We start from the raw sequence: 23,933 nt of genomic DNA on the forward strand, positions 1-23,933 counted from the left end.
TTTGGCCGGGCGGAATCTGCGGGCAGAGTTGACCGAGAACGCCCGGCGGCCATTGGTCTTTCTCCGCGAGGCTGATCCGGGCCAACGCACTCGGATTCGGCTCCCTTTGGATGCATGGCTCGGTTCTCTCGACGAACTGCGGGATTCGGGCCCTTTGGTGGATGAGCTTCGGAAAGCAATCGAGGCTCTTCGGACCGCCAAGGGCGAAGCTGTCGATCCGGTCGTTGACCATTGCCTCAGCCTGTTGGAGGCTTTTGCCCAGCTGCCGGACCCTGGTGGTGAGGGGTCGGACCTGCCTGCCGGCGACATCGTGTCTGCTTCCACCTCCGTACCTGCGACTGAACCCGCATCTCCACCCGCGTCGGCGGCGACGGGGCGGAAGCCCGCATCGAGGGCTACGAAGAAGGCAGGGACGAGCCGATCTGCTCGGGCGACTTCTGCAGGTGGGCGAAAAAAAGTCGACGTGCTCGATCCGGCGGCCCCATGGCAGCAGGTCGCGGCAGCGCCGCTCTCGGCTCTGTCAGGGGTAGGGCCCAAACGCGAGCAGGAGTTGGCCAAATTCGGGCTCGAGCGTTTGGAAGATCTCCTCTACCATCTCCCGTTTCGTTACGAGGATCGTCGTCAGGTGATGACGACTCGCGATCTGCAGGCAGGCGAGATGGCGACTCTTGCGGTGAAGATTCGCCATGTGGACGAGCGCTCCGCGGGTCGTGCCCGACGCCGTATTCTGACGGTCGTGGCCGGCGACGAGAACGGCTCGGTTGAATTGGTCTGGTATAACCAGATCCGTTGGTTCGCCCAGCGGCTCAAGACCGATTCGACGTGGTTGGTCCATGGGAAAGTGGAAGCCGCATACGGTGCCTTTCTGCGCATCGTTCACCCCGAAGCCGAGCTGCTTGAAGATGGTGGGAATGCTCCGGTGGCCGGCGTGGTTCCGGTGTATGAAAAGCCGACAGCCATGCCACGTCAGGCGATGCGACGAGCGGTCCTCGCGGCTGTGGAGGGCTTCGCTGCGCGGATTCCGGATGTGGTCCCGTTGCCGGCGCGGGAAAGACTCGAGCTGCTGCCCATGGCAGAGGCCTTCTCGCAGGTGCATATCCCGGAACTGGATGCGGATTTGACGGCTCTGGCAGAGATGCGTTCCCCAGGACATCGTTCCATCGTTTTTGAGGAGCTCTTTCTGGTGCAACTGGGTCTTCTGCTGCGCAAGGGCGAGGTCAAAGCGACACCGGGGATCGCTTTTGCGCCGAGAGGCGCGCGAGTAGATCAGTTGTTGGCCTCGCTGCCCTTCGCCCTTACGGCTGCGCAGGAGCGCGTTCTATCCGAAATCGAAGCCGATATGGGACGCCCGCAGCCCATGCATCGATTGGTGCAGGGGGATGTGGGCAGTGGCAAGACGATCGTCGCGGTGGTGGCGGCATTGCAGGCAATCGAATCCGGCTACCAAGCTGTGATCATGGCGCCGACCGAGCTTCTGGCGGAGCAGCATTGGAAAACGGTGCAGGATGTGGCGGGCGGGTTGGGCATCGCGCTGGACTTTCTGAGCGGTGAGGTCGGTACGGCCGCGCGTCGTGAGATTTTGCCGCGGCTGGCGGCGGGCGAGCCGGGACTCGTCGTCGGTACGCATGCCCTGATTCAGGATGGCGTGAAGTTTGGCAGGCTCGGTCTGGCGGTGATTGATGAACAGCATCGTTTTGGTGTGATGCAGCGTGCGGTGCTGGGCCGCGAGGACGGCGTGGAGGAAGCGCCGGATATCCTTCTGATGACGGCAACCCCGATTCCCCGCACGATGGCCTTGAGCGTCTATGGTGATCTTGACCTGTCGATCATTGATGAACTGCCTCCGGGGCGAAAGCCGGTCCGGACCGAAATCCTCGCAGCCGACAGGCGGGAGCAGGTTTTTGCGGCGATCCGCGAGGAGGTTTCGGCCGGTCGACAGGCGTATATCGTCTATCCGTTGATCGAGGAATCCGAAAATAGCGACCTGCGTGACGCGACGTCGGGCGCGGACGAGATCCGGGCGAACCTGCCGGAATGCTCGGTCGCCCTGATCCATGGCCGCGTCCCGGCGGCAGAGCGCGAGCGGATCATGCGCGAATTCAAGGAGGGGGCCTACCAGATCCTGGTGGCGACGACGGTGATCGAGGTGGGTATCGATGTAGCGAATGCGACCGTCATGGTGATCGAGCATGCGGAGCGCTTCGGCTTGTCTCAATTACATCAGCTCCGTGGGCGGGTCGGGCGGGGTGCTTCGGCCGCGAGATGTCTACTGGTGGCGGACTGGGCGCAGTCCCGCGAGGCGCGAGAGCGCCTGCGGGTGATGACCGAGACCACCGACGGTCTTCGAATTGCGGAAGCGGATCTCGCGATCCGAGGTCCCGGAGCGATGTTGGGAACGCGCCAATCGGGTGTTCCCGACTTCCGGGTGGCGAATATTCTACGGGATCAGGCGCTTCTGCATGAGGCCCGAGATGTGGCGATGGCCCTGCTGGAGGGCGATCCGGACCTGTCAGCGCCCGAGTCACAAGGGTTGCGTGACGCTCTGGCCGCGCGATGGGCAGGTCGTTTGGGTCTGGCCCGGGTTGGGTGAACCGATTCTCGACGATTGTGCAGGAAAAGCGGGGCGCGACTTGGACGAAAACCCCTTTTCAATGCTAGCCACTAGATATGGAATTTCCGCGGATCAAGCGCCTCCCGCCCTACGTCTTCAACGTCATCGGTGACTTGAAGGTCGACGCCCGGGCTCGGGGGGAGGATATTGTCGATTTCGGGATGGGTAACCCGGACACGCCGACCCCGAAGCATATTGTGGACAAGCTGGTCGAGGCTGCTCAGAACCCCCGGAATCACCGCTATTCGGTGTCGCGCGGGATCTACAAGCTCCGATTGGCGATTTGTGATTGGTACGCGCGTCGCTACGGAGTGTCTCTGGATCCGGATAGCGAGGCGATTGTCACGATCGGTTCCAAAGAAGGGATTGCCCACCTTTCGTTGGCGATGTTGGGCGCGGGCGATGTGGTGCTCGCGCCGACGCCGACTTATCCGATCCATCAGTATTCCGTGATCATCGCCAACGGCGATTTGCGTTCGGTACCACTCGGGCCCGGACAGGATTTCTTTCAAAATCTGCTCGAGGCGACGCGTCAGAGTTGGCCGAAGCCGAAGTTCCTGATTCTGAACTTTCCGCATAATCCCACAACGGAGATTGTCGACCTCGAGTTCTTTGAGCGGATCGTCGAGTTCGCCCGTGCGCACGATATGCTTGTGGTTCACGATTTGGCATATGCGGATATCTGCTTTGACGGCTACACGCCGCCAAGCTTGTTGCAGGTTCCGGGCGCCCGCGAAATCGGTGTGGAATTCTTCTCTCTCTCGAAGAGCTACAGTATGCCGGGTTGGCGAGTGGGTTTCGCCTGCGGCAATCAGGAAATCATTGCGGCTTTGGCGCGGATGAAGAGCTATCTGGATTACGGCATTTTCCAGCCGGTCCAGATCGCAGCGACGGTAGCCTTGAATGGCCCGCAAGATTGTCTCGACGAGATTCGAGATCACTACCGCTCGCGTCGAGATGTCCTCTGTGACGGGCTGACGCGTGCTGGCTGGAATGTGCCACGACCGAAATCGACGATGTTCGTATGGGCAGAAATTCCGGATGAATTCAAAAAAGCGGGCTCGCTGGAATTCTCGAAGTTTCTGCTCGAGGAGGCCAAGGTTGCTGTTTCGCCCGGGATTGGTTTCGGCGAGTATGGCGACGATTTTGTACGCTTTGCCTTGATTGAAAACGAGCATCGAACTCGCCAGGCGATCCGGGGCGTTCGCAAGGCTTTGAATTTGGGAGGAAGTCCTCCCCTGATCACAAAAGAAATGACGGCTGCGGCAACGCAAAAGCCGGGAGGTGAGAACGATGGGCGCTAAAAAAGGACGTGCGGCTTCGCGTGGTCCCGCAAGGCGGCCGGCGCCAGCGACTCGAGCGGGCGTGCGCGTTGGCGTCGTTGGCTGGGGTACGATTGGCTCGGGCGTGATCCGATTTCTGCGTGAGTCGAATGAGCATTTGGCGTCTCGCCTGGGGGCCCCGATCGAATTGGCGCGAGTTGCCGACCTTGATCTGACCCGCAAGCGAGCGGTGCGCGTACCCAAATCGCTTCTGACCAAGGATGCCCGATCGATCCTTAGCGACCCTAAAATCGACGTGGTTGTCGAATTAATGGGCGGTCTTGAGCCTGCTCGGACGTTTGTGCTCGAAGCGATTCGCCATGGCAAGGATGTCGTGACCGCAAACAAGGCTCTTCTCGCTCATCACGGAGCTGAAATCTTTGCCGCGGCCGAAGAGGTCGGCGTCGGCGTCGGTTTCGAAGCCAGCGTCGGTGGCGGGATCCCGATCATCCGGACTCTCCGTGAAGGCATCTCTCCGGACGAACATGAGGCGGTATTCGGCATCGTGAACGGAACCGCGAACTATATTCTCAGCACCATGGCCGCCGACGGCCTGGGCTTTGCCGAGGTGCTCGCCGCGGCTCAGGCCAGCGGTCTGGCCGAAGCGGATCCGACCTACGATGTCGACGGTATCGACTCGGCTCATAAGCTCGCGCTCCTGGCTCAGTTGGCCTTCGGAGTGGCTTTGCCATTGGATGCCATTCATACGGAGGGGATTCGGGACGTGGATCGGGTAGATATGGCTTACGCCAAAGAGCTTGGGTACGTGATCAAGCTTCTGGCGGTGGCCAAGCGGGATGGCAAGGATATCGAGGCCCGCGTTCATCCCACGATGATTCCCGCCACCGACCCTCTGGCTCTTGTCGATGGTGCGTATAATGCGGTTTGCGTGCATTCCCGCGGTCTCGAGAGGACCATGTACTACGGGCAGGGCGCCGGCATGATGCCGACGGCCGCAGCCGTAATCGCCGATGTTCTGGATGTGGCTCGAGATCGTTTGGGTCAGGGTGGGCCTCGTTTGGCACCGCTGGGTTATCCGATCGCGCGCCAGGTCGCCGCGAAGGTTCGACCGATCGGTGCCATCGAAAGCGACTACTACCTGCGGATCATGGTTCGTGATGAGGCGGGTGTCCTCGGGAAAGTGGCCGGCCAACTCGGCCGGTCGGGGATTTCGATCGCGTCGGTCGTGCAACGCGAGCGGGTGGGCCGTGGTGCAGTGCCCGTCGTGATCCGGACGCACGGAACTCGCGAAAAGGATCTGCGAAAATCTCTGGCCCGCGTCGCGGCCTTGCCTGCGGTCAAGGGCAGGCCGGTCGCGATCCGCATCGAGGAGGCTCCGGGCTGATGGATCGTAACCTTGCATTGGAACTGGCGCGCGTGACGGAGGCCGCCTCGCTGGCCGCGGGGCGGTTGATGGGACGCGGTGATCCGATGGCGATCGATCAAGCGGCTACGGCCGCCATGCATCGAGCGTTCGGGGCGATCGAGACCACGGGCAAGATCGTGATTGGCGAGGCCCCTGTCGGGACCGGCGATCCCCTTCATGTCGGAGAATTCGTGGGCGGCGGCGGGGAAGATGCTCCGGTGGCCATGGATGTTGCGCTCGATGCTCTGGAAGGCGTCACTGTCTGCGCGACCGGGGGTGCAAATGCCCTGTCGATCATTCTGGTCGGGATGCCGGGTGAAATTCTGTGCTGCCCGGAAACCTATATGGAGAAGATTGCCTGTGGGCCGGAGGGGAAGGGCGTGGTTTCGCTGGCCCAGTCCCCTACGGAGAACCTCAAGGCACTTGCGGCCGCCAAGGGTGTTTACGTTGAAGATCTCACAGCGGTGATTCTGGATCGCCCACGTCATAGTCGCCTCGTGCACGAGATCCGGGAAGCCGGTGCCCGTGTTCAGTTGCTCGCCGACGGAGATCTGGCCGCCGCTATCGCAACGGCACGTCCGGACTCCGGCGTCGATATCCTGCTCGGAATCGGCGGCGGCCAACAGGGCGTGCTGGCCGCGGGCGCTCTGCAGGGTCTGGGCGGCGTGTTCGAAGGAAGGTTTCGCCCCTTGTCAGGCGACGAGACTGTTCTCCTGAAAGAAGCGGGACTTGAGGAGGCTGATCGGATTTTCCCATCGGAAGCCCTGGTTGGCGAGAACGTGATGTTCGCCGCCACCGGCGTGACGAGCGGGCACCTCTTGTCCGGCGTACAGTTTTTCAAGGGAGGGGCGCGGACCAATTCTGTCGTCGTTCGATCGGCGACGCGTACGACCCGCTGGATCGAGACTCACCATCATTTTGATTTCAAACCGGAGTATTGAACCTTATGTCCGTCGAGATGACCCGTCAGGGTGAAGTTGCTACCGTCACAATCTCACGTCCCCGTGCGCTGAACGCATTGGACGCCGATACGCTTCGGAGCCTTCGTGAGTGCATGCAAAATCTGGCCATGGATCCACCGCGAGTTGTGGTTCTGGATTCTGCCGGAGATCGCGTGTTTGTGGCCGGGGCAGATATTGCGTCGATGTCGACCATGACACCGGAGGAGGCTCGAGAGTTTACCCTGCTCGGCCACGCTGCGTTCGATGCAATTGAGCGCTTGCCTTCAATCGTCCTCGCGGTCGTGCAAGGTGCAGCGCTTGGCGGTGGTTGTGAATTGGCTCTTGCCTGCGATCTGGTGATCGCCAGCGAGAAGGCCCGATTCGGCCAGCCGGAAACCAACCTCGGTCTGATCCCGGGCTTCGGTGGGTGTTCTCGACTGTTGCGCCGTGTTGGTGTCGCCGCGGCGCGCGAGTTGGTCTACACAGGGCGCCTGGTCGATGCGGCAGAGGCGCGCACGCTCGGACTGGTCAATCGTATCGTGGCCCCCGAGTCCTTGCGAGAAGAGGCTGACGCCTGGGCTGCGGAATTGGCGACCCGGCCTCCATTGGCCTGCGCACGTGCCAAGGTTGCCATGGCCGCCGCCGAGACATCCGACGCTCGCTCGGCGCAGGCTGTCGAGGTGGAGGCATTTGCCGGTCTTTTTGGTGCTGCTGATACACGCGAGGGGCTTGAGGCCTTCCTCGAGAAGCGCCCGGCCGAATTCAAGGGTCGGTGAGCTCTTCGACCACACAGGGAGCGGCCTCGCGGCCGTTGCGGATCTTGATCGCGAAACCGGGCCTCGACGGCCATGACCGCGGTGCCAAGATCATCGCCCGTGCGTTGCGCGATGCAGGGATGGAAGTGATCTATTCCGGGTTGCATCAGACCGCCGAAATGATCGCGGAAGCGGCTCTGCAGGAAGATGTCGATGCGGTGGGGCTCTCGCTGCTTTCGGGGGCTCACCTCGCGCAATTCCCCGCAGTCTGCGAGCTTCTCGGAGACAAGGGTGCGAGCGATATCGTGGTATTCGGGGGCGGGATCATTCCCGAAGAGGACTTCCCGATCTTGCAGGATCAGGGCGTAGCGCGCTTGTTTACGCCGGGGACGTCCACGGACGAGATCATCAAATGGGTGCAGGAAAATGTCCGCAGCGACGGTTGAGAAACGCGATCTGGTGATCGTGGGTGCCGGTCCGGCCGGGACCGCGATGGCACTTCGTCTCGCACAGATCGATCCCGCTCTGGCGCAGCGGACACTGGTGCTGGACCGAGCGCAATTCCCTCGTGATAAAACCTGCGCCGGTGGTTTGATTCCACAAACGCTTTCTCTGCTGCGCTCGCTGGGTGTGGGGCTGGAAGTGCCCTATGTACGCGTCGATGAAGCGGTGGTCGAAGCGGGTGGTCCGGCGATTCGGATGCCTGATCAGGGTTGCTGCTTCGTGATTCGTCGATTCGAGTTCGACGCGATGCTCGTCGCCGAGGCGCGAGCTCGCGGGGTGGAAATACGAGAGGGCGCCTCGCTGCGGCAGGCGACCCCGGTCGGGGGTGGTATCCGTTTGGAGACGACCTCGGGGACGATCGATGCGCGCGTCGTCGTCGGTGCGGATGGTTCGGGAAGCCGAGTTCGGCGAGATCTCGTGACGCAGGAAGAAGGCTGGGTTGCGCGGGCGGCGATGGCAGACGTGCCGGTGGAGGGGGACTTGCCGGAATCGTTCCATTTTGATTTTCGCTCGGTCTTGCGCGAAGAACTCGATGGCTACGAGTGGTCCTTCCCCTGTCTGGTGGACGGCCAGCCGCACTGGAATGTCGGGGTCTACTCGATGGCACGTGAGTCGCAAGGCGATGAGATCAAGGCTCTGCTCGAGCGTCGCAAGGCGGGTGTCGAGGCGCGGAATCGTGCCTTCCCCATTCGACTCTACGATCCGAAGGATCCGCTGGTGGCGCCGCACGTCTTGCTGGTCGGCGACGCGGCCGGAATCGACCCTCTATTGGGGGAAGGCATATCGTATTCGCTCGAATACGGCATGCTGGCCGCGGAACACGTAAAGCGCGCCCTCGAGTTGGGCGAATTCGACTTTTCGGGCTATGAACGGGCGGTAAGAGATTCTCATGCGGGGCGAAAGTTGCGCCGGCTCGGTCTGGCCGCCAAAGTCTTCTATGGAGCGCGCCGTCGGACCTGGTTCCGGCTGGCGCGCGTCAGCCGTCGAGCTCAGCGGGCGGGCATGCATTGGTATAATGGAGTGGGTCCCTTGTCGGCCCCCTCAAGCGAAATCAACAACCGGAAGCCGTGAATTTCATCCCAGATACGGCTGATAACACTGATAATTTGGAGGATTGAATGGCAGAGGCAGTCATCGTTTCAGCGACGCGTACCGCAATTGGTTCCATGGGTGGTTCGCTTTCTACAGTTCCCGCCACAAAGTTGGGGGCGGCTGCCGTCCGCGAGGCCGTCGCCCGTGCGGGCATCGACCCGGCCGAAGTCGGCGAAGTTGTCCTCGGTCATGTCCTGCAAGCTGGTCAGGGACTGAACTCGGCCCGCGTGGCCTATCTGGAGGGCGGGGTCCCTCAGGAGGTTCCGGGTTACGCCCTGAACAAGGCTTGTGGTTCGGGCCTGAAGGCCGTTGCAAACGTTGCCTCGGGCATCATGCTCGGTGAGTACGATGCTGGTGTCGCTGGTGGCATGGAGAATATGTCTCTGGCGCCTTACCTGCTGAACAAGGCACGTTACGGCTACCGTCTGGGTCATGACAAGATCTTCGATTCCTTGATCAATGATGGCCTGACCTGTCCGATCACCGATGTGCATATGGGGATTACGGCTGAGAATATCGCTGCCAAATATGATCTCTCGCGCGAGGCGCAGGACGCTTTCGCCGCCGGAAGCCAGCAGAAGGCTGTCGCCGCTCAGGAAGCCGGCAAGTTTGATGCAGAAATTTTTGCTTTCGATGCTCCGGGAAAGAAGCGTGGCGAGACAGTGTCGTTTGCCAAGGATGAATTTCCTCGCGCTGGCACCACCGCCGAGTCTCTCGGGAAATTACGTGCCGCCTTCAAGAAAGATGGCTCGGTGACGGCAGGAAACGCATCGGGGATCAATGATGGTGCGGCCGCGCTGGTTGTGATGAATGCTGATGTGGCCCGCGATCGTGGCTTGCAGCCGTTGGCCCGAATCCGCGGCTGGGCATCTGCCGGTGTGGATCCCTCCATCATGGGTATGGGACCGTGGCCCGCCTGCGAGAAGGCTCTGGACCGAGCCGGCCTCTCCAAGGACGATATCGGACTTTGGGAGTTGAACGAGGCGTTCGCGGCTCAGTCGCTGGGTGTTCTGGCCGAGCTCAAGATCGACGCCGACAAGGTGAACGTGAACGGCGGAGCGATTGCGTTGGGTCACCCGATTGGCTGCAGTGGTGCCCGCGTTTTGGTGACATTGCTCCACGCCATGCAGGATCGAGACGTTGAGCGCGGCATCGCTTCCCTCTGCATCGGCGGTGGGCAGGGCGTTGCCATGATCGTCGAGCGCGGATAATCCATTCCTTTTCCTCCAGCGAGCCGACAGCAGCGTTCTTCGATATCGATGGAACGCTGCTGTCGGTGAACTCGGCGACACTCTACGCGCGTTATCTGCGCAAAAAGGGCATCGGCCGACGTCGGGATCTGGTTCGGGCGGGCTTTTACCTCGCTCTCTATCGGTTGGGTCGGTTGGATATTGCCAAGGCTGCAGAGAGTGCCGGCAGTGGCATCCGCGGCAAGTCCGAGGAGGAGGTCGCAGCCTTTGCCGAGCGCTGGTATCGCGAGGAGATCCGGCAGCATATTGTTCCGCTGATGCGGTCGCGCCTGGAGGAGCATCGCGCCGCCGGGCACTCGATTGCTTTGCTCTCGAGTACGACGAGCTATCTGGCCGAGCCTCTGGGGCGGGATCTGGACGTCGAAGACCTTCTCGTGACTCGGCTCGAGATTCAGGACGGCTGCTTCACCGGGAAGCCGGTACCTCCGATTTGCTACGGAGAGGGGAAGATCGGTTACGCTCGCGAATATCTGGGCGAACGCCAGATTTCCCTCCAGAATGCCTACTTTTATACCGACTCCATCACCGACCTTCCGCTGCTCGAGTTGGTCGGCTTCCCCGAGATTGTGGCGCCGGATCGACTCTTGCGACGAAAAGCTCGAGCGAACGGGTGGCCCATCATTGATCCTTGAGGGTTCTTCTGGGAGATAAGAGAATCCTGCAGATTCCTGGCAGGATTTCTGGAGAGAGATGACAACTGCAGCCCTAGCCACCAACCCCCGCGTACCCCCGCAGAGCCTCGAAGCCGAGGAGGCGGTTCTGGGTGGGATTTTGCTCGACAATCGCGCAATGGATGCGGTCAATGAAATTCTTGTGATCGAGGATTTCTACCGAGAAGCTCATCGCAAGATTTTTCGCGCCCTGTTGGAACTCGATGAAGATCGGGAGCCTGCCGATGTGGTCACGCTGACCGACCGATTGCAGCGGCTGGGGGAATTGGAGGCGGTGGGCGGAGTTGCCACGGTGGCAGAGCTTGCCGACCGGACGATGACCGCAGCCAACGTCAAGCACTATGCACGCATCGTCAAGGACAAGGCTGTTCTTCGGCAGTTGGGCGAAGTCGCGACTGATATCGTCACCCAGACAATGGATAGTGGTGGGGCGGTCGATCAGTTGCTCGAGGATGCGGAGGCGGCAGTCTTTCGTCTCTCCGAGGGCCGGATCGGAAAAGGCTTCACCAAGGTTGAGGACGTCGTTGAGGAATCGATTCACCAGATCGAGCAACTCTTTGAACGAAAAGAGGCGGTTACCGGGATTGCGTCCGGTTTCTACGATCTCGACAAGCTGACCTCCGGTTTTCAACCCGGCGATCTGATTATCATGGCCGGCCGTCCGTCGATGGGCAAAAGCGCATTGGCAGTGAACTGTGGGCAGTACGCAGCGCAGCATTCGGGAAAGGCGGTAGGCGTTTTTTCTCTGGAAATGTCCAAAGAGTCGATCGTCATGCGTATGCTTTGCGCGGAAGCGCGGGTCAGCATGGGCCGAGTTCGTAACGGTAATCTTTTCGATAATGATTTACCGCGCCTTGCGGCCGCGGCCAGTCGATTGACACAGATCCCGTTTTTCATCGATGACTCGCCCGCGCTTTCGGTCCTGGAATTGCGGGCGAAGTCCCGTCGATTGATGCGGGAGCACCCCGAGGGGCTTGGGCTGATCATCGTAGATTATCTTCAGTTGATGCGCGCCCACCAGAAAGTCGATAACCGAGAGCAGGAGATCTCGCTGATCTCGCGCTCGCTCAAAGGGCTCGCCAAGGAGCTTCATGTTCCGGTCATCGCCCTTTCACAGCTCAATCGTGGCGTCGAGATGCGAGCAGACAAGCGCCCCATGATGGCGGACCTTCGCGAGTCCGGTGCCATCGAACAGGATGCAGACGTGATCAGCTTCATCTACCGCGACGACTTTTATAATAAGGCGTCGCCTGAAGAGGGCATCGCCGAGGTGATCATCTCCAAGCAGCGTAACGGGCCCCAAGGCACCGCCAAGCTCGGTTTCCGCAAGGAGTTGACTCTTTTCGAGAACCTCAGCGGTCGAGAAGAAGACGAAGACGATCCACCGGCCGGAGACGATTTCGCTCTTTAGCGAAAGATCAAACGTGGCGGCGCAGGTCTCCGCGATCCGAGTCGTGAAGCGCTGCCTTGCGCCCGTCGGGTGGACCGGGAAATTCGCTGGTATTTGATGGCCGAAAGCCGCCAGCCTTATTGCCCGAGAGTCAGTTTTTGAACGACCAGTTCTGCTCGGAGGTCATGCCCGGCCTGAGAGAGATGAATTCCGTCTTCTCCAAGATCTATCTGCGAGTCCAGTGCCGAGAACGTGTCGATGATTTGCCTCGCAGGGTAGGCCTCGAAGATCGCGTCATTCATGGCTGAGAGGTTGAAACGCAATTGACGATCCGAGTTGTGATGAAGAGGCGTCGAAGTCGTGATGAAGATTGGAATCTCGGGATCGAAGGTCGCGATCGACGCAGCATGCTCTCGGTAGGCGCCGGCAATCTCCCGGATGCTTTTATGAGGGAGCATGCCTTCGGACCAGAAGCGCATATCGTTGGTCACAAAGGAAAAGATGAACACGTCCGGTGTCGGACCCTTCAGCGTCCGTTCGAGCTGGCTCCATGCGGCAAGGTGGCGAGGTGGGAGAAAGATTCCGAAATCTGCAACGGTCGCGCCTCCAATTGCTTGTGTCGCATCGATTTTCCAGTCGAGGCCCTCGCGATCATAGAGTCGCTGAGATACTTCGGACCAGGTCTCCAGACCGGACCATTCCAGCGCGGTGTTGGAGTCGCCGAGGTGGCTGATGAGGATTTCACCGTCTCCGTTTAGGTCGGAGATCGCCTGACCGGAAGCAACGCCGGGGTCGAGGACGACAAGTGTTCGGTCCTCAGTGGAGATCGCGTACAAGGTGCCGTGGGCGATGTCGAGCGCATTCAATGGCGCCGCTGTTTCATGGGATCCGATGATGTTGGGCTCCGACGAAGTATCCAGGATATAAATTCCATCTCGACCTGAGACATAGGCTGTGTCGTGATAAGCCTCGATGTCCGTTGCCTCCGTTCCGACCACTCCCGAGTGCAAGGTGCTTGCGGACTCCGGTTCTTCGAGATCGATGACGAAGAAGTTCTCGTCGGGGCTGGCGGTCGTCAAAAGGGCACGCCCACTGTTTATGTCGAGCCCGGTAACGTGACCGACGGGCAGGAACGCAACCTCCTTCAGCGCCGACAGATCCTCGATCGACAGAATATGGAGACCCTTCCGCGATCCAATATAGGCAAAGCCACCCTCCACGTGAATTTCGGTGACACTCTCGCGCAGGTCGAAGGAGGCGGTTTGCTGCGGTGCGCTCATCTCCGATACGTCCAGAATGAAGACTTCGGGAGCGGTGGGATCCTCGGTGGTTCCTAAATAAACGGAGTTTCCGGAAGCGAAAATGGCGGTTCCCGATTGTTGGCTCGGTGCATCGTAAGTGCCAACGACGCTGGGGTGGTCAAGGTCGTTGAGGTTGAGGATCGCAAGTTCGGATTCAGGATCTGTGGTGGCAACGAAGGCTCGCAAGGCTGTACCGGCAACGGCAGTTGGCTGGCCGGAGATTCGAGCGTGGCCGTGCTTCAGAAGGCCGCGCTTGCCGTCCGAGGCGCGTTGGTAGATCTGCAGGCCTGCCGGGTCCGTCTGGGCGATGAAAACGAGATTGCCGACGGCCTCGATTTCCAGGACGGGCGCACCGCTATAAGTCTTCTGGTGCTTAGGTGTAGCTGTCACGGAACCACAACCGGCCAAAACGAAGAGGAGCATTCCGAAACTGAAAAACGTACGAACGAATCGCTGTATTTCCGGAGGCCGGCTGTTTTCTCCCCAAACGCGTTCGCATGAATCCGCGGTCGCAAAGATCTCTTTGATTGGTATTGCTCGCATCGGCTGACTCGTCATCAAGTCATGCTGGATTGACGTGAAAGTAGCAATCCGACGCCCGGTCGGTGGGAAAGCGCACGCGGCGAAGGTGTAGCCTAACGCCTCTCGGGTCGCCGGAGGGCTTCTGCAAGGGCTCGCGGGTCGGGAGATTGCTCCAATGCACCGATCATGGCCACGGCACTGGCTCCGGCAGCGAGCGCCTCGGGGGCTGTTGTGGCGGTGATCCCACCAATGGCAACCAGAGGCTGGGTCGTGATTTGGCGAACAGCGCGCAGCCCCTCGATGCCCTGTGGCGCCTCAGCGTCCGGCTTGGAAGTGGTCGGGAAAATCGGTCCGAAACCCAGATAGTCGACTGGCAGGTTTCTGGCGGCGCGGACCTGAGCGGGGTTATGGGTGGAAAGCCCGATCAGAAATCCCTCGGGTGTCATGGTGCGAGCCACCGAAGGCGGAAGATCGGTTTGCCCGAGGTGGACACCATCCGCGCCAGCGGCAAGGGCGAGATCGACTCGGTCGTTGAGGACGAGTCGGGCGCCGGACGGACGGAGAATCTCGAGGAGTTCACGGGCGACAGACAAGGTTTGCTCGGCCGAGCTATCTTTTGCACGGAGTTGGAAAATTCGTGCGCCACCGGCGACAAGCGCATGAGCCAGAGCCAGCTGCGGCGCGGAGTCGGCAACGGTTCCCGCGAGATTCAGGATCGCATAAAGGCCGCAGATATCAGCCTCTCCGAGATTGGCAGTTTTGCTCATCGGGTTTTCTTCTCGGAGGGAGCGGGCTGAGGTTGGATCTCGGTGGAAGGAGCCTCGGGGCTCAGGCCGAGCCAGGAAGGGAGGAAATATTTGAACAAGTAGAGACCCAGTTTGATGGTCTCATTGCTCACCTCAATTAGAGGTTTTTCATGCCACCACCACCCTGAAATGTCGCTATAGCTTCTCTCGCAAGTCGTCATCCAGACTTTGCCGCCGATCGGTTCGAGGGCGATTCGCAGGGATTCGCCGGCACGACGAGCGTGGCTCGGTGAGGTCACCGCAATGATGCTTCGGTTGCCGGTCTGCGCTGCCCACTCGCTGACGGCGGCCGCATCGGCCCACGTGCTGCGACCGGAGGGTATAATGACTTCGGCGGAGGCTGGCACGCCCGCGCGGGCGGCGAGTTTGGCTCCGAGTTCTGCATCCGAGTAGGGCATGCCGACGGCCCGCAATTCCGGACGAATCCTGCTGCCGGTGAAAACAACAAGAGGCGCCAGCCCCTGGCGAAAAAGTCGGGCCGAGCATTTGGCGCGGGTCTCGAGTTTGCCGGGAAATACGTAAAGGGCATCGGCGGTGGGCGGGAGCTTGTCGCTTCGTGAGAGCAGGTCGGGCAGATAGGGAAACGCGAGCACGCCGATAGCGAGGACGGTGAGGATCTGCAGGAAGCGCCGCAACGGTCTCTCCTAACTCTCGGGCGGGGGTGGCAATCGGAAGATCGGGCCGATCTTCCGAATCACGTTTGCGGTTGCGGGGTATTTCTTCGTCACGATCGCAACGCCCTGAACCAGATCCTCCGCGGCGAAAAAGCCGCCCCAGAGAAGCGCCAGAGGATAGCTGATAATGAGCCCGGCCTTGGCTGCCAAACGAATCGTGAGATCTTCGGCCGGAATCAGGTGGGATACCGCGAAGAGGAGCATGGCAGCAGCAGCCGCGATGGCGACACGGCCGTACTGATAGGGAACATGGTAGAGCCTCAAGGAAACTACCAGCGCCAAGGTTGTCTGGATCACGAAAGCGATCAGAGTTGCCCAGGCCGCTCCTGCCGGCCCGTATACGGGGATCAGAAGGTAGTTGAGGATCACATTGATCACGGCTGCGGTGATCACGGTATAGGTCCGGAGGATTGTCCGTTTTGTGAACGCCGGCCCCAGATTCACCATCGGCATGATTCCGTCGAAGATCAGACCGAAGGCGAGGATGGGGATGAGTGGCGCGGCGCCCCAATAACCTTCCGGCGCCATGATTTTGATAAAATCGGGTGCGAAGGTCGCGAGGCCCAACCACAGAAAGAGGTAGATCGCGAGGAGATAGCTGGTGAGGTGGGCAAAGAGCTGCGGTGCCTCGGGGTCGCGTCGGTGGGAGTAGGCGAAGGGCCCCCAGGAGAGCTGGAAAGCCGTGATGATAAGAAGCAGGATTTCGCCGAACCGATAGGCGAGAGAATAGACGCCGACATCATCGACCGAGTAGTAGTGACGAATGAACCACCGATCGGATAGATCCAGCAGGAAGGTGGCGACGCCGGCAGGCACCAGAGGCAAGCCGAATTTCAATTGCTGCTGAATATCGACCCAGCGGAAACCCGATCGAAGCATTCGGAATGTGGTGCCGGTCAAAAACAGGCACATGGTAAATTCGGCGAGGAATTGAGCCCCAATCACGCCGGCTGCTCCTTGATGAAAACCGACGACCAGGACCACGGCGACAATTGTGGCCAGAGCACTGCGCAGGAGAGACCATTTGGCGTAGCGCTTGGACTCCTCTCTTGCCCGCATGATCGAAAACGGCATGCGGAGAAGCACCTTGGCCAGAACGGTCGCCGTTCCCATCAAAATCAGGAACCAGAGAGCTTCATTGTCGAGGAGCCATCCAGCGATGAACCCCGAGAAGGCAAGTGGAACGAGGCTCAGCGGTACCGAGAAGAGGAAAACAATCCATATGGCGGCCGCGATGACGCGCTCGCGGCCGGCATCGTCGTCGTGGTCGTAGTAAAAGCGGAAAATCCCGACGGTTTGCCCCAGATTCATCACGACAAACATGGCCTGCGTGTACATCGCGACAAGCGCCAGGATTCCGTAGTCGCCCGGAGTGAGGTATCGGGTGTATACAGGAATCAGCAGGAAGCCGACGACTTTGATTCCGTAGTTCCCGAGGCCGTAGATCATTGTGTGGCCGAGAAGGGTTTTGAGTTTTGCGAGCATGAATTGAATATGAAGAGTACTCTGCTGAAGTCCCGAGTGCGAGGGGAAGAAATCCTCGCGATTTTAATGATTCTGATGTTGGTGGTGGCAATGCCGGCAGATGCCCGCGATTGCGGAGGCCGGAAGGCTTGCGATTGCGGGGACAAGGTTGTCCGTGACCATATTCTGACCCGCTCCCTCGGGCCGTGCCCGGGCGTGGGACTGCGCATGGGCCCTGGCGCGACGCTCGACGGTAACGGCGAAGCGATCCGCGGCTCGGGGCGCGAGGCCGGGATTATCTTTGATGAAAAGGCCATCGGCGCAGTGGTTCGGAACCTCGAAGTCTCCGGGTTCAAGCGCGGGGTTCGGTTTGCCGGGGTGCGGGGCGCGCGTCTGGAGAACGTTCAGTCTCACCATAATGGAGACCGAAAGACGGCGGTTGGCTACGGGGTCGATCTCGCCCGGGGAGCGTCCGAGAATATTCTGGTGGGGTTGCGCGTGTTTGAGAACGCCGATGAGGGAATTCATTTCGGTACGGGCGCGAACCGAAATCGCCTGGAGGACTCGGAAGTCTTCGACAACTACCGCGAGAATATCTATTTCCTGCAGAATCGAGGGAATGAGGTTCATCGATCGAAGCTCCATGGGGGCGGCGCGGCCGCTTTCTATATCAAACATGCTCCGGAAACCGTGCTGTCGGAGAACGAGATTTCTGATCGTCCCATCCAGCTTCGGGGTCGCTCGGATCGAGTGCGTCTGGTCGATAATCGCTTGCGAAAAAGCTCCGTGAATCTGGAGCCCTTCAAGGACGACGTTCCCGAGGGAGTGCGAATTTCGGGTGGACAGATCGAAACGCCCGGCCACGCCTGCGTCAGGCTGCGGGGGGCCCGGAAGGTTTGGGTCGAGAACGTGAAATTCTCCTGTCGGGGGAGTGTTTCCGTGGAGCAGGGCGCCGACGTTCGCGTGACTCTGGACTCGTTTACCGAGGCGCGGTGTGAGGGCACCGGAGCCGTCACCCAGCTGGGATATCTCGAGCAGCGTTTCGTCGATGCTCAGGGCGCCGGTGTCGGCGGTGTGACGGTGCTGGACAATCAGGGGGTTTCCTGGGGAAAGTCGTCCAGCGACGGTCGAGTGGAGCGTGTCCTTCCGCTGGCGACGCTGACCTGTCCCGCACGGGACGTGTCTTCGACGGGATTGCGAGCCTCTCGAGGCACCTGGACCGAACCGCTGAATCCGAAAGCCGGCAAGGTCGTGCTGGTACCGGTCGAGCCGGCCGGAGCAGATCAGGGCTGACCGAGTTTCAGGGCGATTCGATATTCCGAAGAACGCCCCGAGAGACGCACCTCAGTGCCGATCCCGATTCCGAGCAGGCCCCAGAATAGAATCTGCAGCGCGATGTTGTCGAAAGGATCGAAAGCCTGCATCGCGACTAGGAATCCAAGAATCGCGAGGATCACAGCCCAAAGGACCGACCGCAGTCCAGGATCATTCACTCTGGATTGGGTGCGATAGAGGGAGAAGAGAGCGGCTGCAAAAATCCACATCATGGCCCCCCAACCGAGAAGTCCATTTTCGAGAATCAGCCGCACATTGGCGTTCGCGCCCTCGATCAAATTTTGCGCGCTTCCCAAACCCGGAATATTCAATTCGCCCAGCGTTCTGGGCCCCATGCCGAATAGAAGTTCCTTCCACGAGAGCTGCCCAAGCTGCGCGCATGCTTCCTGCGCCGAGCCGCAGATCATGCTTCCTGCAGTGAACCCTGCGCTGGTGAGCCGATGATCTACCGCAAGGAAAGAGGCTGGCGCGAGAATCACCAGAGCGACAAGCCCGGCGAGTGGCGTGAAATGTCGCCACACGTAGATGGTGATGATCAGGGAGAGAGCGGCGAGACCCGCCGGGTTTTTCGTTAGAAGAACGCCGACCATCACCAGCGTAGTCGCTGCGATCCAGAAGTCGCGGCTGCTGCGATTCTGAGCGCGTGCAAGGCTGCATAGAACGCAGGGCACGCCGAGCAGGAGATAGGTGGACAAGGCAATAGGACTGCCGAGCGTCGAGGAGATCCCCACGGAGCTCATGCCCAGCCCGGTCGAAAGCTGGGGAGCGGATGTGAAGTATTCGGCAAAAGCGACTTCAAGAATACCGACCATGGAAATTGTCAACGAGGTCAGGGCGACGGCACTGATCGCGCTTCGGACGAAGGATTTCGTAAAGGTGCCGTTGATGATGGCCAGCGTGACGATGAAGCCCGTTATCAGATAATAGGCGGACCCCCGCATCGCTTGCAGCGGCGCCTCGGAGAGGAATGCCGAGCTGAGCGCGAGGAGAAGAAATACTGCGATGGGTGTGTTCAGCGGGGTACGATAGAGGTTGATTCGGTCCTTGGGCGCATGTCGCAGCAGCATCCAGAGAGCGCCGAAAGCGATGACGCCATGTAGCGGATTGACCTTCACGCCGAGTGTCTCGATATACAGGTTCTCGAGTGAACCGGAAGGAATGAAGGATACGAAGAGCAGAAGGACCAGCAGGAAAGCCCCGAGCGTCAGCCAGCGATTCAAAACCTTCAGGGCTGTCAGGCAGACGAGCTGTGCATCGAGAAGCAGCGATCGGTGCTGGATATAGAGATGATCGAAACGAAGCTTGTTGCGCGCCGACGTGAAATATCCGCCGCGCACCTGTGCCAGGCCGGTCATCCCGGGCGCGACGCGAAAACGATCAGCGTAGTTCGGGATCTCTTCAAGGTACCGCTCGAGAAAGACCGGTCGCAGGGGGCGCGGCCCGGCGAAGTTCATTTCCCCGCGCAAGACGTTGAGGAGTTGCGGGACCTCGTCCAGTTTTGACTTCTTCAGGAATTTGCCGACGGGCGTGTAGAAATCATCCTGAGCCGTGAGCAATCGCCCGCCGATTTGCCTTTCCGAACCCTCTCCGAGAGTCCGGAATTTGTACATCGTATAGAGAATCTGATTTTTGCCGGTTCGAATTCCTGCATAGAATAATGGCCCGGGGCTGGTGAGCTTGACCGCGATCGCGACCATGAGCAGAACGGGAGAGAGTACGGCGAGTGCCGTGATCGCCATCAATGCCTGGAGCAGGTAGCGGACTGGCGATTCAGGAAGTGCAGGCGGAATCTCCCGCTGGCTCGCGGGCGCTTTTTCGGCCTCAGTTGCCACTTGTTCGGCTGGAGGCTCTGACTTCGATACGACGACTAGTTTCGGCACTTGGCGGGGACTTTCTTTGTTCGGGGAACCAGCATCAGGGTGCCCGAACCACGCGGCTGCGGTCAACCCACAAGATTAGTTATCGGTCCAGATTCCTGAGGGTTTACCGCCGATGTGCCTATAGAGTCTTGCCAGGTCTGGAACATCAGGAGTGTCCAGATGTCGCGGCTATAGTCCATCTGGCGAGACTCGTGTCCCTCGATCAGGTTCTGCACCATTTCCGGCTGGAAGAGCCCTCCGCGACGAATGCGGTCCGGTGCCAGAGTGTCTCGTACGCGCTCCCGGAGGGGCCCCAGAAGCCAGGAGGGAATCGGTACGTTGAAACCTTGCTTTGGACCATGCAGCGTTTCATGCGGGAGGTAGGGCTCCATGGCTTTGCGGAGAAGGTACTTCTTGGTCATTCGCTTCATTTTCCACCGGCTGGGGATGGATGCGACCAACTCGACCAGGTGGTGGTCGAGAAGCGGAACTCGACCCTCGAGAGAGGTAGCCATGGTCATGCGATCGGCTTTGACCAGCATATCGCCTTCGAGCCCCACCTTGGTGTCGGCGGCCAGCAACTGCGCGAGAATATCCTTCTCCGGTACCCCGGCCGCGGCACGCTCGAAAAGTCGAAGGGTGCCTTCCAATCCTTCTCCCTCATCACTGTAGAGGCTTGCTTTGCGTGTCTCGTCAAAGATGGCCTTCCAGGCCAGATGTGAGGCCATGGGGGGATTTTCGGCACCGCGCACAAATCGTTTGGCCATATAATCAAAGCTCAGACGACCATGGGATACCGGCAAGCGATCGACGATCGCCGGCACGATCCGTCGAGCGAAGCCGGGAACATACTGGCGGTACCATCCAGCGAGCATCGTCGCCGAGTAAGTTTTATAACCGGCAAATATTTCATCGCCGCCCTCGCCGGAGAGAGCGACGGTCACGTGTTCTCGGGCGAGGCGGGCCACCGAGAGCACGGGGATCGCCGAAGAGTCAGCAAAGGGCTCGTCAAATGAAGCCACCAGTTCCGGGACCAATTCTGTGGCGTCGGGTCTGACGATCAGCTCATGATGTTCGGTATCGTAGTGCTTGGCCGCAATGCGGGCCCGGTCCAGTTCGTTGAAAGTCTTCTCCTCGAAGCCAATCGAGAAAGTCTTGAGTTCGCCGCTATGGTGTCGCCGCATTCCGGCGACCAGGCTTGCCGAGTCGACGCCTCCGGAAAGAAAGACGCCCAGGGGAACGTCGGAAACGAGATGGCTCCGCACCGCATCATCCACGGAGGCCCGGATTCTCTCGAGAATCTCACCCTCCGAGCTGAAATGAGCTGGCGTCATATCCAATTCCCACCAGGTCTCGTCGCGAATGTTCCCATTTTCGACGATCAGTCGGTGGCCCGGCTCCAGCTTTCGTGCGGCGCGAAAAATCGATTGGGGTGCCGGTATATGGGTCAGCGTCAGATAGTCGTGCAGAGCCTGCCGATCCAGCTCCCGGCTCATGCCGGCAGCGAGCAGAGATTTCAGCTCGGAGCCGAAAAGCAATCGGCCGTTCTCCGTCGAGTAATAAAGCGGCTTGATCCCCAACCGATCCCTCGCGAGCATAAGGCGTCGCTTGTTGCGGTCCCAGATTGCGATCGCAAACATCCCCCGAAGGTGCTTGACGCAATCCGTGCCGTATTCCTCATAGAGACGGAGAATCGCTTCGGTATCGCTGGCCGTGTGGAAGGTATGCCCGCGGCTCTCCAGGTCACGTCGCAGTTCATTGAAGTTGTAGATCTCACCGTTTTGAAAGACCGCGATGTCGCGGGCTTGATTCCAGATCGGCTGTTGGCCGCCTTCAAGGTCGATGATGGACAAGCGGCGCATCCCGATCGATAGGGGCCCTTCGGCAAGAATGCCCTCGTCGTCGGGGCCGCGGTGCACGATGACATCGCACATGGCCTGAGCAATCGATGCTGGAAGGGTTTCCTCTGGATTCAACGAAAGAGCGCCGGCAATGCCACACATGAACAGGAACCTCGAGTGTCTATTTCGCTCTTCCGGAAGCGCGTAGACGGCCCCACGCCTGTTTCAGGGCGTGGAGGCGATCATAGCTTCCGTCGAGTTTATGAGAGAAGTCACGCAGGCGATCATCGCGCGCGATGAAGGTGCGTCGAAGCGTGAAGGGGGTGTCGTCCGGAGACACAATTCCAGGTCGTGTCGTGAGAGCCGTCGAGTAGCCAGCTTCTCGAACCGCATTCTCGACCGCTTCATTATAATGTCCGCGCGGATAGCAGAAATCCTCGGCCCAGACGCCGGTCTCTTCCTGAATTCGTGCACGGCATTCGCGAATCTCGTGCACCATCATCTCGGAAGAAATCGCATTGAGTGACGGGTGCGTCAGGGTATGGGCGCCGAGTTGAACCCCGCCGGCGGCCATCGCTCGCACCTGCTCCCAGTTCAAGGGGGAAATGCCCCTGCGATCCCGCAAAACCGGCAGTTCGTCGGTCCCGATATAGTCGGTCGTGAGAAAAACGGTCGCCGGAATCTCTTCCTTTTGCAAGATAGGGAGAGCGGCTGTGTAGTTGTCCTCGAATCCGTCATCGAAAGTGACCGCGAGCGCCCGATCGGGAAAGGGTTTCTTCGTGCTGAGATGCTCGGCTACCTGTTTCAGCGTCAGGATCGTCCAGGCCTCGCTTCGGAGAAGAGCCATTTGCTCAGCGAATGCGTTAACGGAAACGCAGGAACGGTGCTCTTCGTTGTCGATGCGGTGGTAGTAGATAATCCGCAGTTCGCCACGCGTGGAAACCCCGCGCGGTTGGAGCCATGAACTGGCCTCGGCTGCGCTTCGACGCAGCATTGTTCCGAGTCGGGAGCGCATTCAGTCAGCACCGCCGGTGCGGTCCGCCTCGGCAAATCGCGCGGCCAAAGTGCGCACGGTCTCCCGCATGTCGAAATCGCGTGCCACCCGACGACGACCTTCTTCGGCGATTGCTGCTGCGAAATCAGGCGCATCGAGAAGCCTTTCGAGGGCATCGGCGAGAGCTTCCGGATTTCTCTCGGGTACGAACAAACCGCTTTTCTCGTGCTCGATCAGTTCGTGAAGCGAAGGGAGTTCTGTGGAGACAACAGGAACACTTGCCGCGAGTCCTTCGATGAGAATATTCGGGATTCCGAAATGGTCTTCATGGTGCGCGGGCAGGGCGACGGCCGCGGCGCGATGGTAGGCCGGGATGATCTCCTCCTGGGGCAGATAGCCGGGCAGGGAGACTTCCTTTTCCAACCCAAGGCTGCGCACAAGATTTTCGAGGGCCTCGCGTTCTTCTCCCTCGCCGAGGATTTCCAGCCGAGCGCTTTTCTGTCGTTGCTTGAGGATGGCAACCGATCGAATGAGATCGTCGAAGCCCTTGCAAGTTCGCAGGGTGCCTACGCTGAGAATCAAATCGGCTTCTCGGGGCGCTCCATTGCGTGCAAAGCGCTCGAGGTCCACACCGTGATAGATGGTTTCGACCTTCTCGCGCGCCTCGGGACATTTATCACCGAGGTAGCCCCGATTAAACGAGGTGCAGGTGATGACGAACCGTGCGGCGGCAAGTTTTTCCTCCAGCATGGCATGGTGCACGAAGATATCCGTTGCATGGCCCGAAAAGCTGAAGGGAATTCCGGACAGGCGCGAGATGATCATCGCTGCCGTTGCGGGATAGGTCGCCCAGTTTGCATGCAGGTGTCTTACGCCCCGGGCCTGCATATCGGTCGAGAATTCCATCGCCTGCGGGAATACCGCCAGGGATTTGGCCAAAGCATTCGGCATCGACTTGTGTCCACGGACGATCTCGCCGGCGAGTCGCGTGGACTTTCCCGGGTGTCGCAGGAACTGAGCCGCTCCTTTGGCGAGCCGTGGTCCGGGCGCTGACGGATAGATTGTCCGTTCGAGCAATTGGCGCGCGTCCTCATGGACTTTCCAGCCGCTGGGTGCGGGAAGAAGCGAGTAAATCGAAAAGTCCAAACCTTCTCGTGCCAGACCCACCAGTTCGCGAAGGAAGTAGGCATCGACTTGGCGGGGAAATTGATTGACGACAAAAGCGATCATGGTTT

General features: G+C 60.0%; 19 protein-coding genes. 11 read left to right on the top strand and 8 right to left on the bottom strand.

Annotated features, from left to right (window positions below; genetic code table 11):
* The first annotated feature begins 1 nt into the window (after position 1).
* The 10 genes from recG to dnaB all read left to right on the top strand — a co-directional run bounded on the left by recG (position 2) and on the right by dnaB (position 11,923).
* Positions 2-2,590 carry an ATP-dependent DNA helicase RecG gene (gene recG, locus P8K07_09765; protein MDG1958808.1) on the top strand — a complete coding sequence of 863 codons (2,589 nt, stop codon included), beginning with the start codon at positions 2-4 and terminating at the stop codon, positions 2,588-2,590.
* A gap of 77 nt (positions 2,591-2,667) precedes the next feature.
* Positions 2,668-3,915 carry an alanine transaminase gene (alaC, locus tag P8K07_09770; protein ID MDG1958809.1) on the top strand — a complete coding sequence of 416 codons (1,248 nt, stop codon included), beginning with the start codon at positions 2,668-2,670 and terminating at the stop codon, positions 3,913-3,915.
* Complete coding sequence (locus P8K07_09775) at positions 3,905-5,278, top strand: homoserine dehydrogenase (GenBank protein ID MDG1958810.1); 1,374 nt, start codon at positions 3,905-3,907, stop codon at positions 5,276-5,278. Before alaC ends, P8K07_09775 begins: the two co-directional genes overlap by 11 nt.
* Complete coding sequence (gene glpX, locus P8K07_09780) at positions 5,278-6,240, top strand: class II fructose-bisphosphatase (GenBank protein MDG1958811.1); 963 nt, start codon at positions 5,278-5,280, stop codon at positions 6,238-6,240. Before P8K07_09775 ends, glpX begins: the two co-directional genes overlap by 1 nt.
* Before the next feature lie 5 nt (positions 6,241-6,245).
* A complete protein-coding gene (locus tag P8K07_09785) occupies positions 6,246-7,016 on the top strand; it encodes an enoyl-CoA hydratase-related protein (protein ID MDG1958812.1) in 771 nt (256 codons plus the stop codon).
* The gene (locus tag P8K07_09790; GenBank protein MDG1958813.1) at positions 7,013-7,441 is read left to right on the top strand and encodes a cobalamin B12-binding domain-containing protein; all 429 of its coding nucleotides are present in this window, start codon (positions 7,013-7,015) and stop codon (positions 7,439-7,441) included. The genes P8K07_09785 and P8K07_09790 overlap by 4 nt, the downstream gene beginning before the upstream one ends.
* Positions 7,422-8,570 carry an NAD(P)/FAD-dependent oxidoreductase gene (locus tag P8K07_09795; GenBank protein ID MDG1958814.1) on the top strand — a complete coding sequence of 383 codons (1,149 nt, stop codon included), beginning with the start codon at positions 7,422-7,424 and terminating at the stop codon, positions 8,568-8,570. The genes P8K07_09790 and P8K07_09795 overlap by 20 nt, the downstream gene beginning before the upstream one ends.
* Before the next feature lie 47 nt (positions 8,571-8,617).
* Entirely contained in the window at positions 8,618-9,802 is a 1,185-nt protein-coding gene (locus tag P8K07_09800; protein ID MDG1958815.1) for an acetyl-CoA C-acetyltransferase, read from the top strand.
* Positions 9,802-10,473, top strand: a complete 672-nt coding sequence (locus P8K07_09805) for an HAD-IB family hydrolase (GenBank protein MDG1958816.1) — start codon at positions 9,802-9,804, stop codon at positions 10,471-10,473. The genes P8K07_09800 and P8K07_09805 overlap by 1 nt, the downstream gene beginning before the upstream one ends.
* 58 nt (positions 10,474-10,531) lie before the next feature.
* On the top strand, positions 10,532-11,923 hold the full coding sequence (gene dnaB / locus P8K07_09810; GenBank protein ID MDG1958817.1) for a replicative DNA helicase: 1,392 nt from the start codon (positions 10,532-10,534) through the stop codon (positions 11,921-11,923).
* 116 nt (positions 11,924-12,039) lie between these two features.
* On the opposite strand, the gene P8K07_09815 is transcribed toward dnaB, so the two are convergent.
* The 4 genes from P8K07_09815 to P8K07_09830 all read right to left on the bottom strand — a co-directional run bounded on the left by P8K07_09815 (position 12,040) and on the right by P8K07_09830 (position 16,690).
* The gene (locus tag P8K07_09815) at positions 12,040-13,593 is read right to left on the bottom strand and encodes a GDSL-type esterase/lipase family protein (protein ID MDG1958818.1); all 1,554 of its coding nucleotides are present in this window, start codon (positions 13,591-13,593) and stop codon (positions 12,040-12,042) included.
* A 245-nt stretch (positions 13,594-13,838) separates the two neighbouring features.
* Positions 13,839-14,492: a thiamine phosphate synthase gene (gene thiE / locus P8K07_09820; GenBank protein ID MDG1958819.1), complete on the bottom strand. Its 654-nt coding sequence runs from the start codon at positions 14,490-14,492 to the stop codon at positions 13,839-13,841.
* Complete coding sequence (locus P8K07_09825; protein ID MDG1958820.1) at positions 14,489-15,166, bottom strand: YdcF family protein; 678 nt, start codon at positions 15,164-15,166, stop codon at positions 14,489-14,491. Before P8K07_09825 ends, thiE begins: the two co-directional genes overlap by 4 nt.
* Before the next feature lie 9 nt (positions 15,167-15,175).
* A complete protein-coding gene (locus tag P8K07_09830; GenBank protein MDG1958821.1) occupies positions 15,176-16,690 on the bottom strand; it encodes an oligosaccharide flippase family protein in 1,515 nt (504 codons plus the stop codon).
* 9 nt (positions 16,691-16,699) lie between these two features.
* Between P8K07_09830 and P8K07_09835 the strand changes: the two genes are divergently transcribed.
* Positions 16,700-17,962 (top strand): right-handed parallel beta-helix repeat-containing protein, encoded by a 1,263-nt coding sequence (locus P8K07_09835; protein MDG1958822.1) that lies wholly within the window; start codon positions 16,700-16,702, stop codon positions 17,960-17,962.
* Here P8K07_09835 and P8K07_09840 read toward each other — a convergent pair.
* The 4 genes from P8K07_09840 to P8K07_09855 form a co-directional block, all read right to left on the bottom strand.
* Positions 17,953-19,884 carry a sugar transferase gene (locus P8K07_09840; GenBank protein MDG1958823.1) on the bottom strand — a complete coding sequence of 644 codons (1,932 nt, stop codon included), beginning with the start codon at positions 19,882-19,884 and terminating at the stop codon, positions 17,953-17,955. The genes P8K07_09835 and P8K07_09840 overlap by 10 nt on opposite strands.
* 62 nt (positions 19,885-19,946) lie before the next feature.
* On the bottom strand, positions 19,947-21,866 hold the full coding sequence (gene asnB / locus P8K07_09845; protein ID MDG1958824.1) for an asparagine synthase (glutamine-hydrolyzing): 1,920 nt from the start codon (positions 21,864-21,866) through the stop codon (positions 19,947-19,949).
* Between the two features lie 19 nt (positions 21,867-21,885).
* Positions 21,886-22,719: a polysaccharide deacetylase family protein gene (locus P8K07_09850; GenBank protein MDG1958825.1), complete on the bottom strand. Its 834-nt coding sequence runs from the start codon at positions 22,717-22,719 to the stop codon at positions 21,886-21,888.
* Positions 22,720-23,928, bottom strand: a complete 1,209-nt coding sequence (locus P8K07_09855; protein MDG1958826.1) for a glycosyltransferase family 4 protein — start codon at positions 23,926-23,928, stop codon at positions 22,720-22,722.
* Positions 23,929-23,933: the final 5 nt, after the last annotated feature.

The sequence above is a fragment of the Candidatus Binatia bacterium genome (assembly GCA_029248525.1).
Taxonomy (GTDB): Bacteria; Desulfobacterota; Binatia; order UBA12015; family UBA12015; genus UBA12015.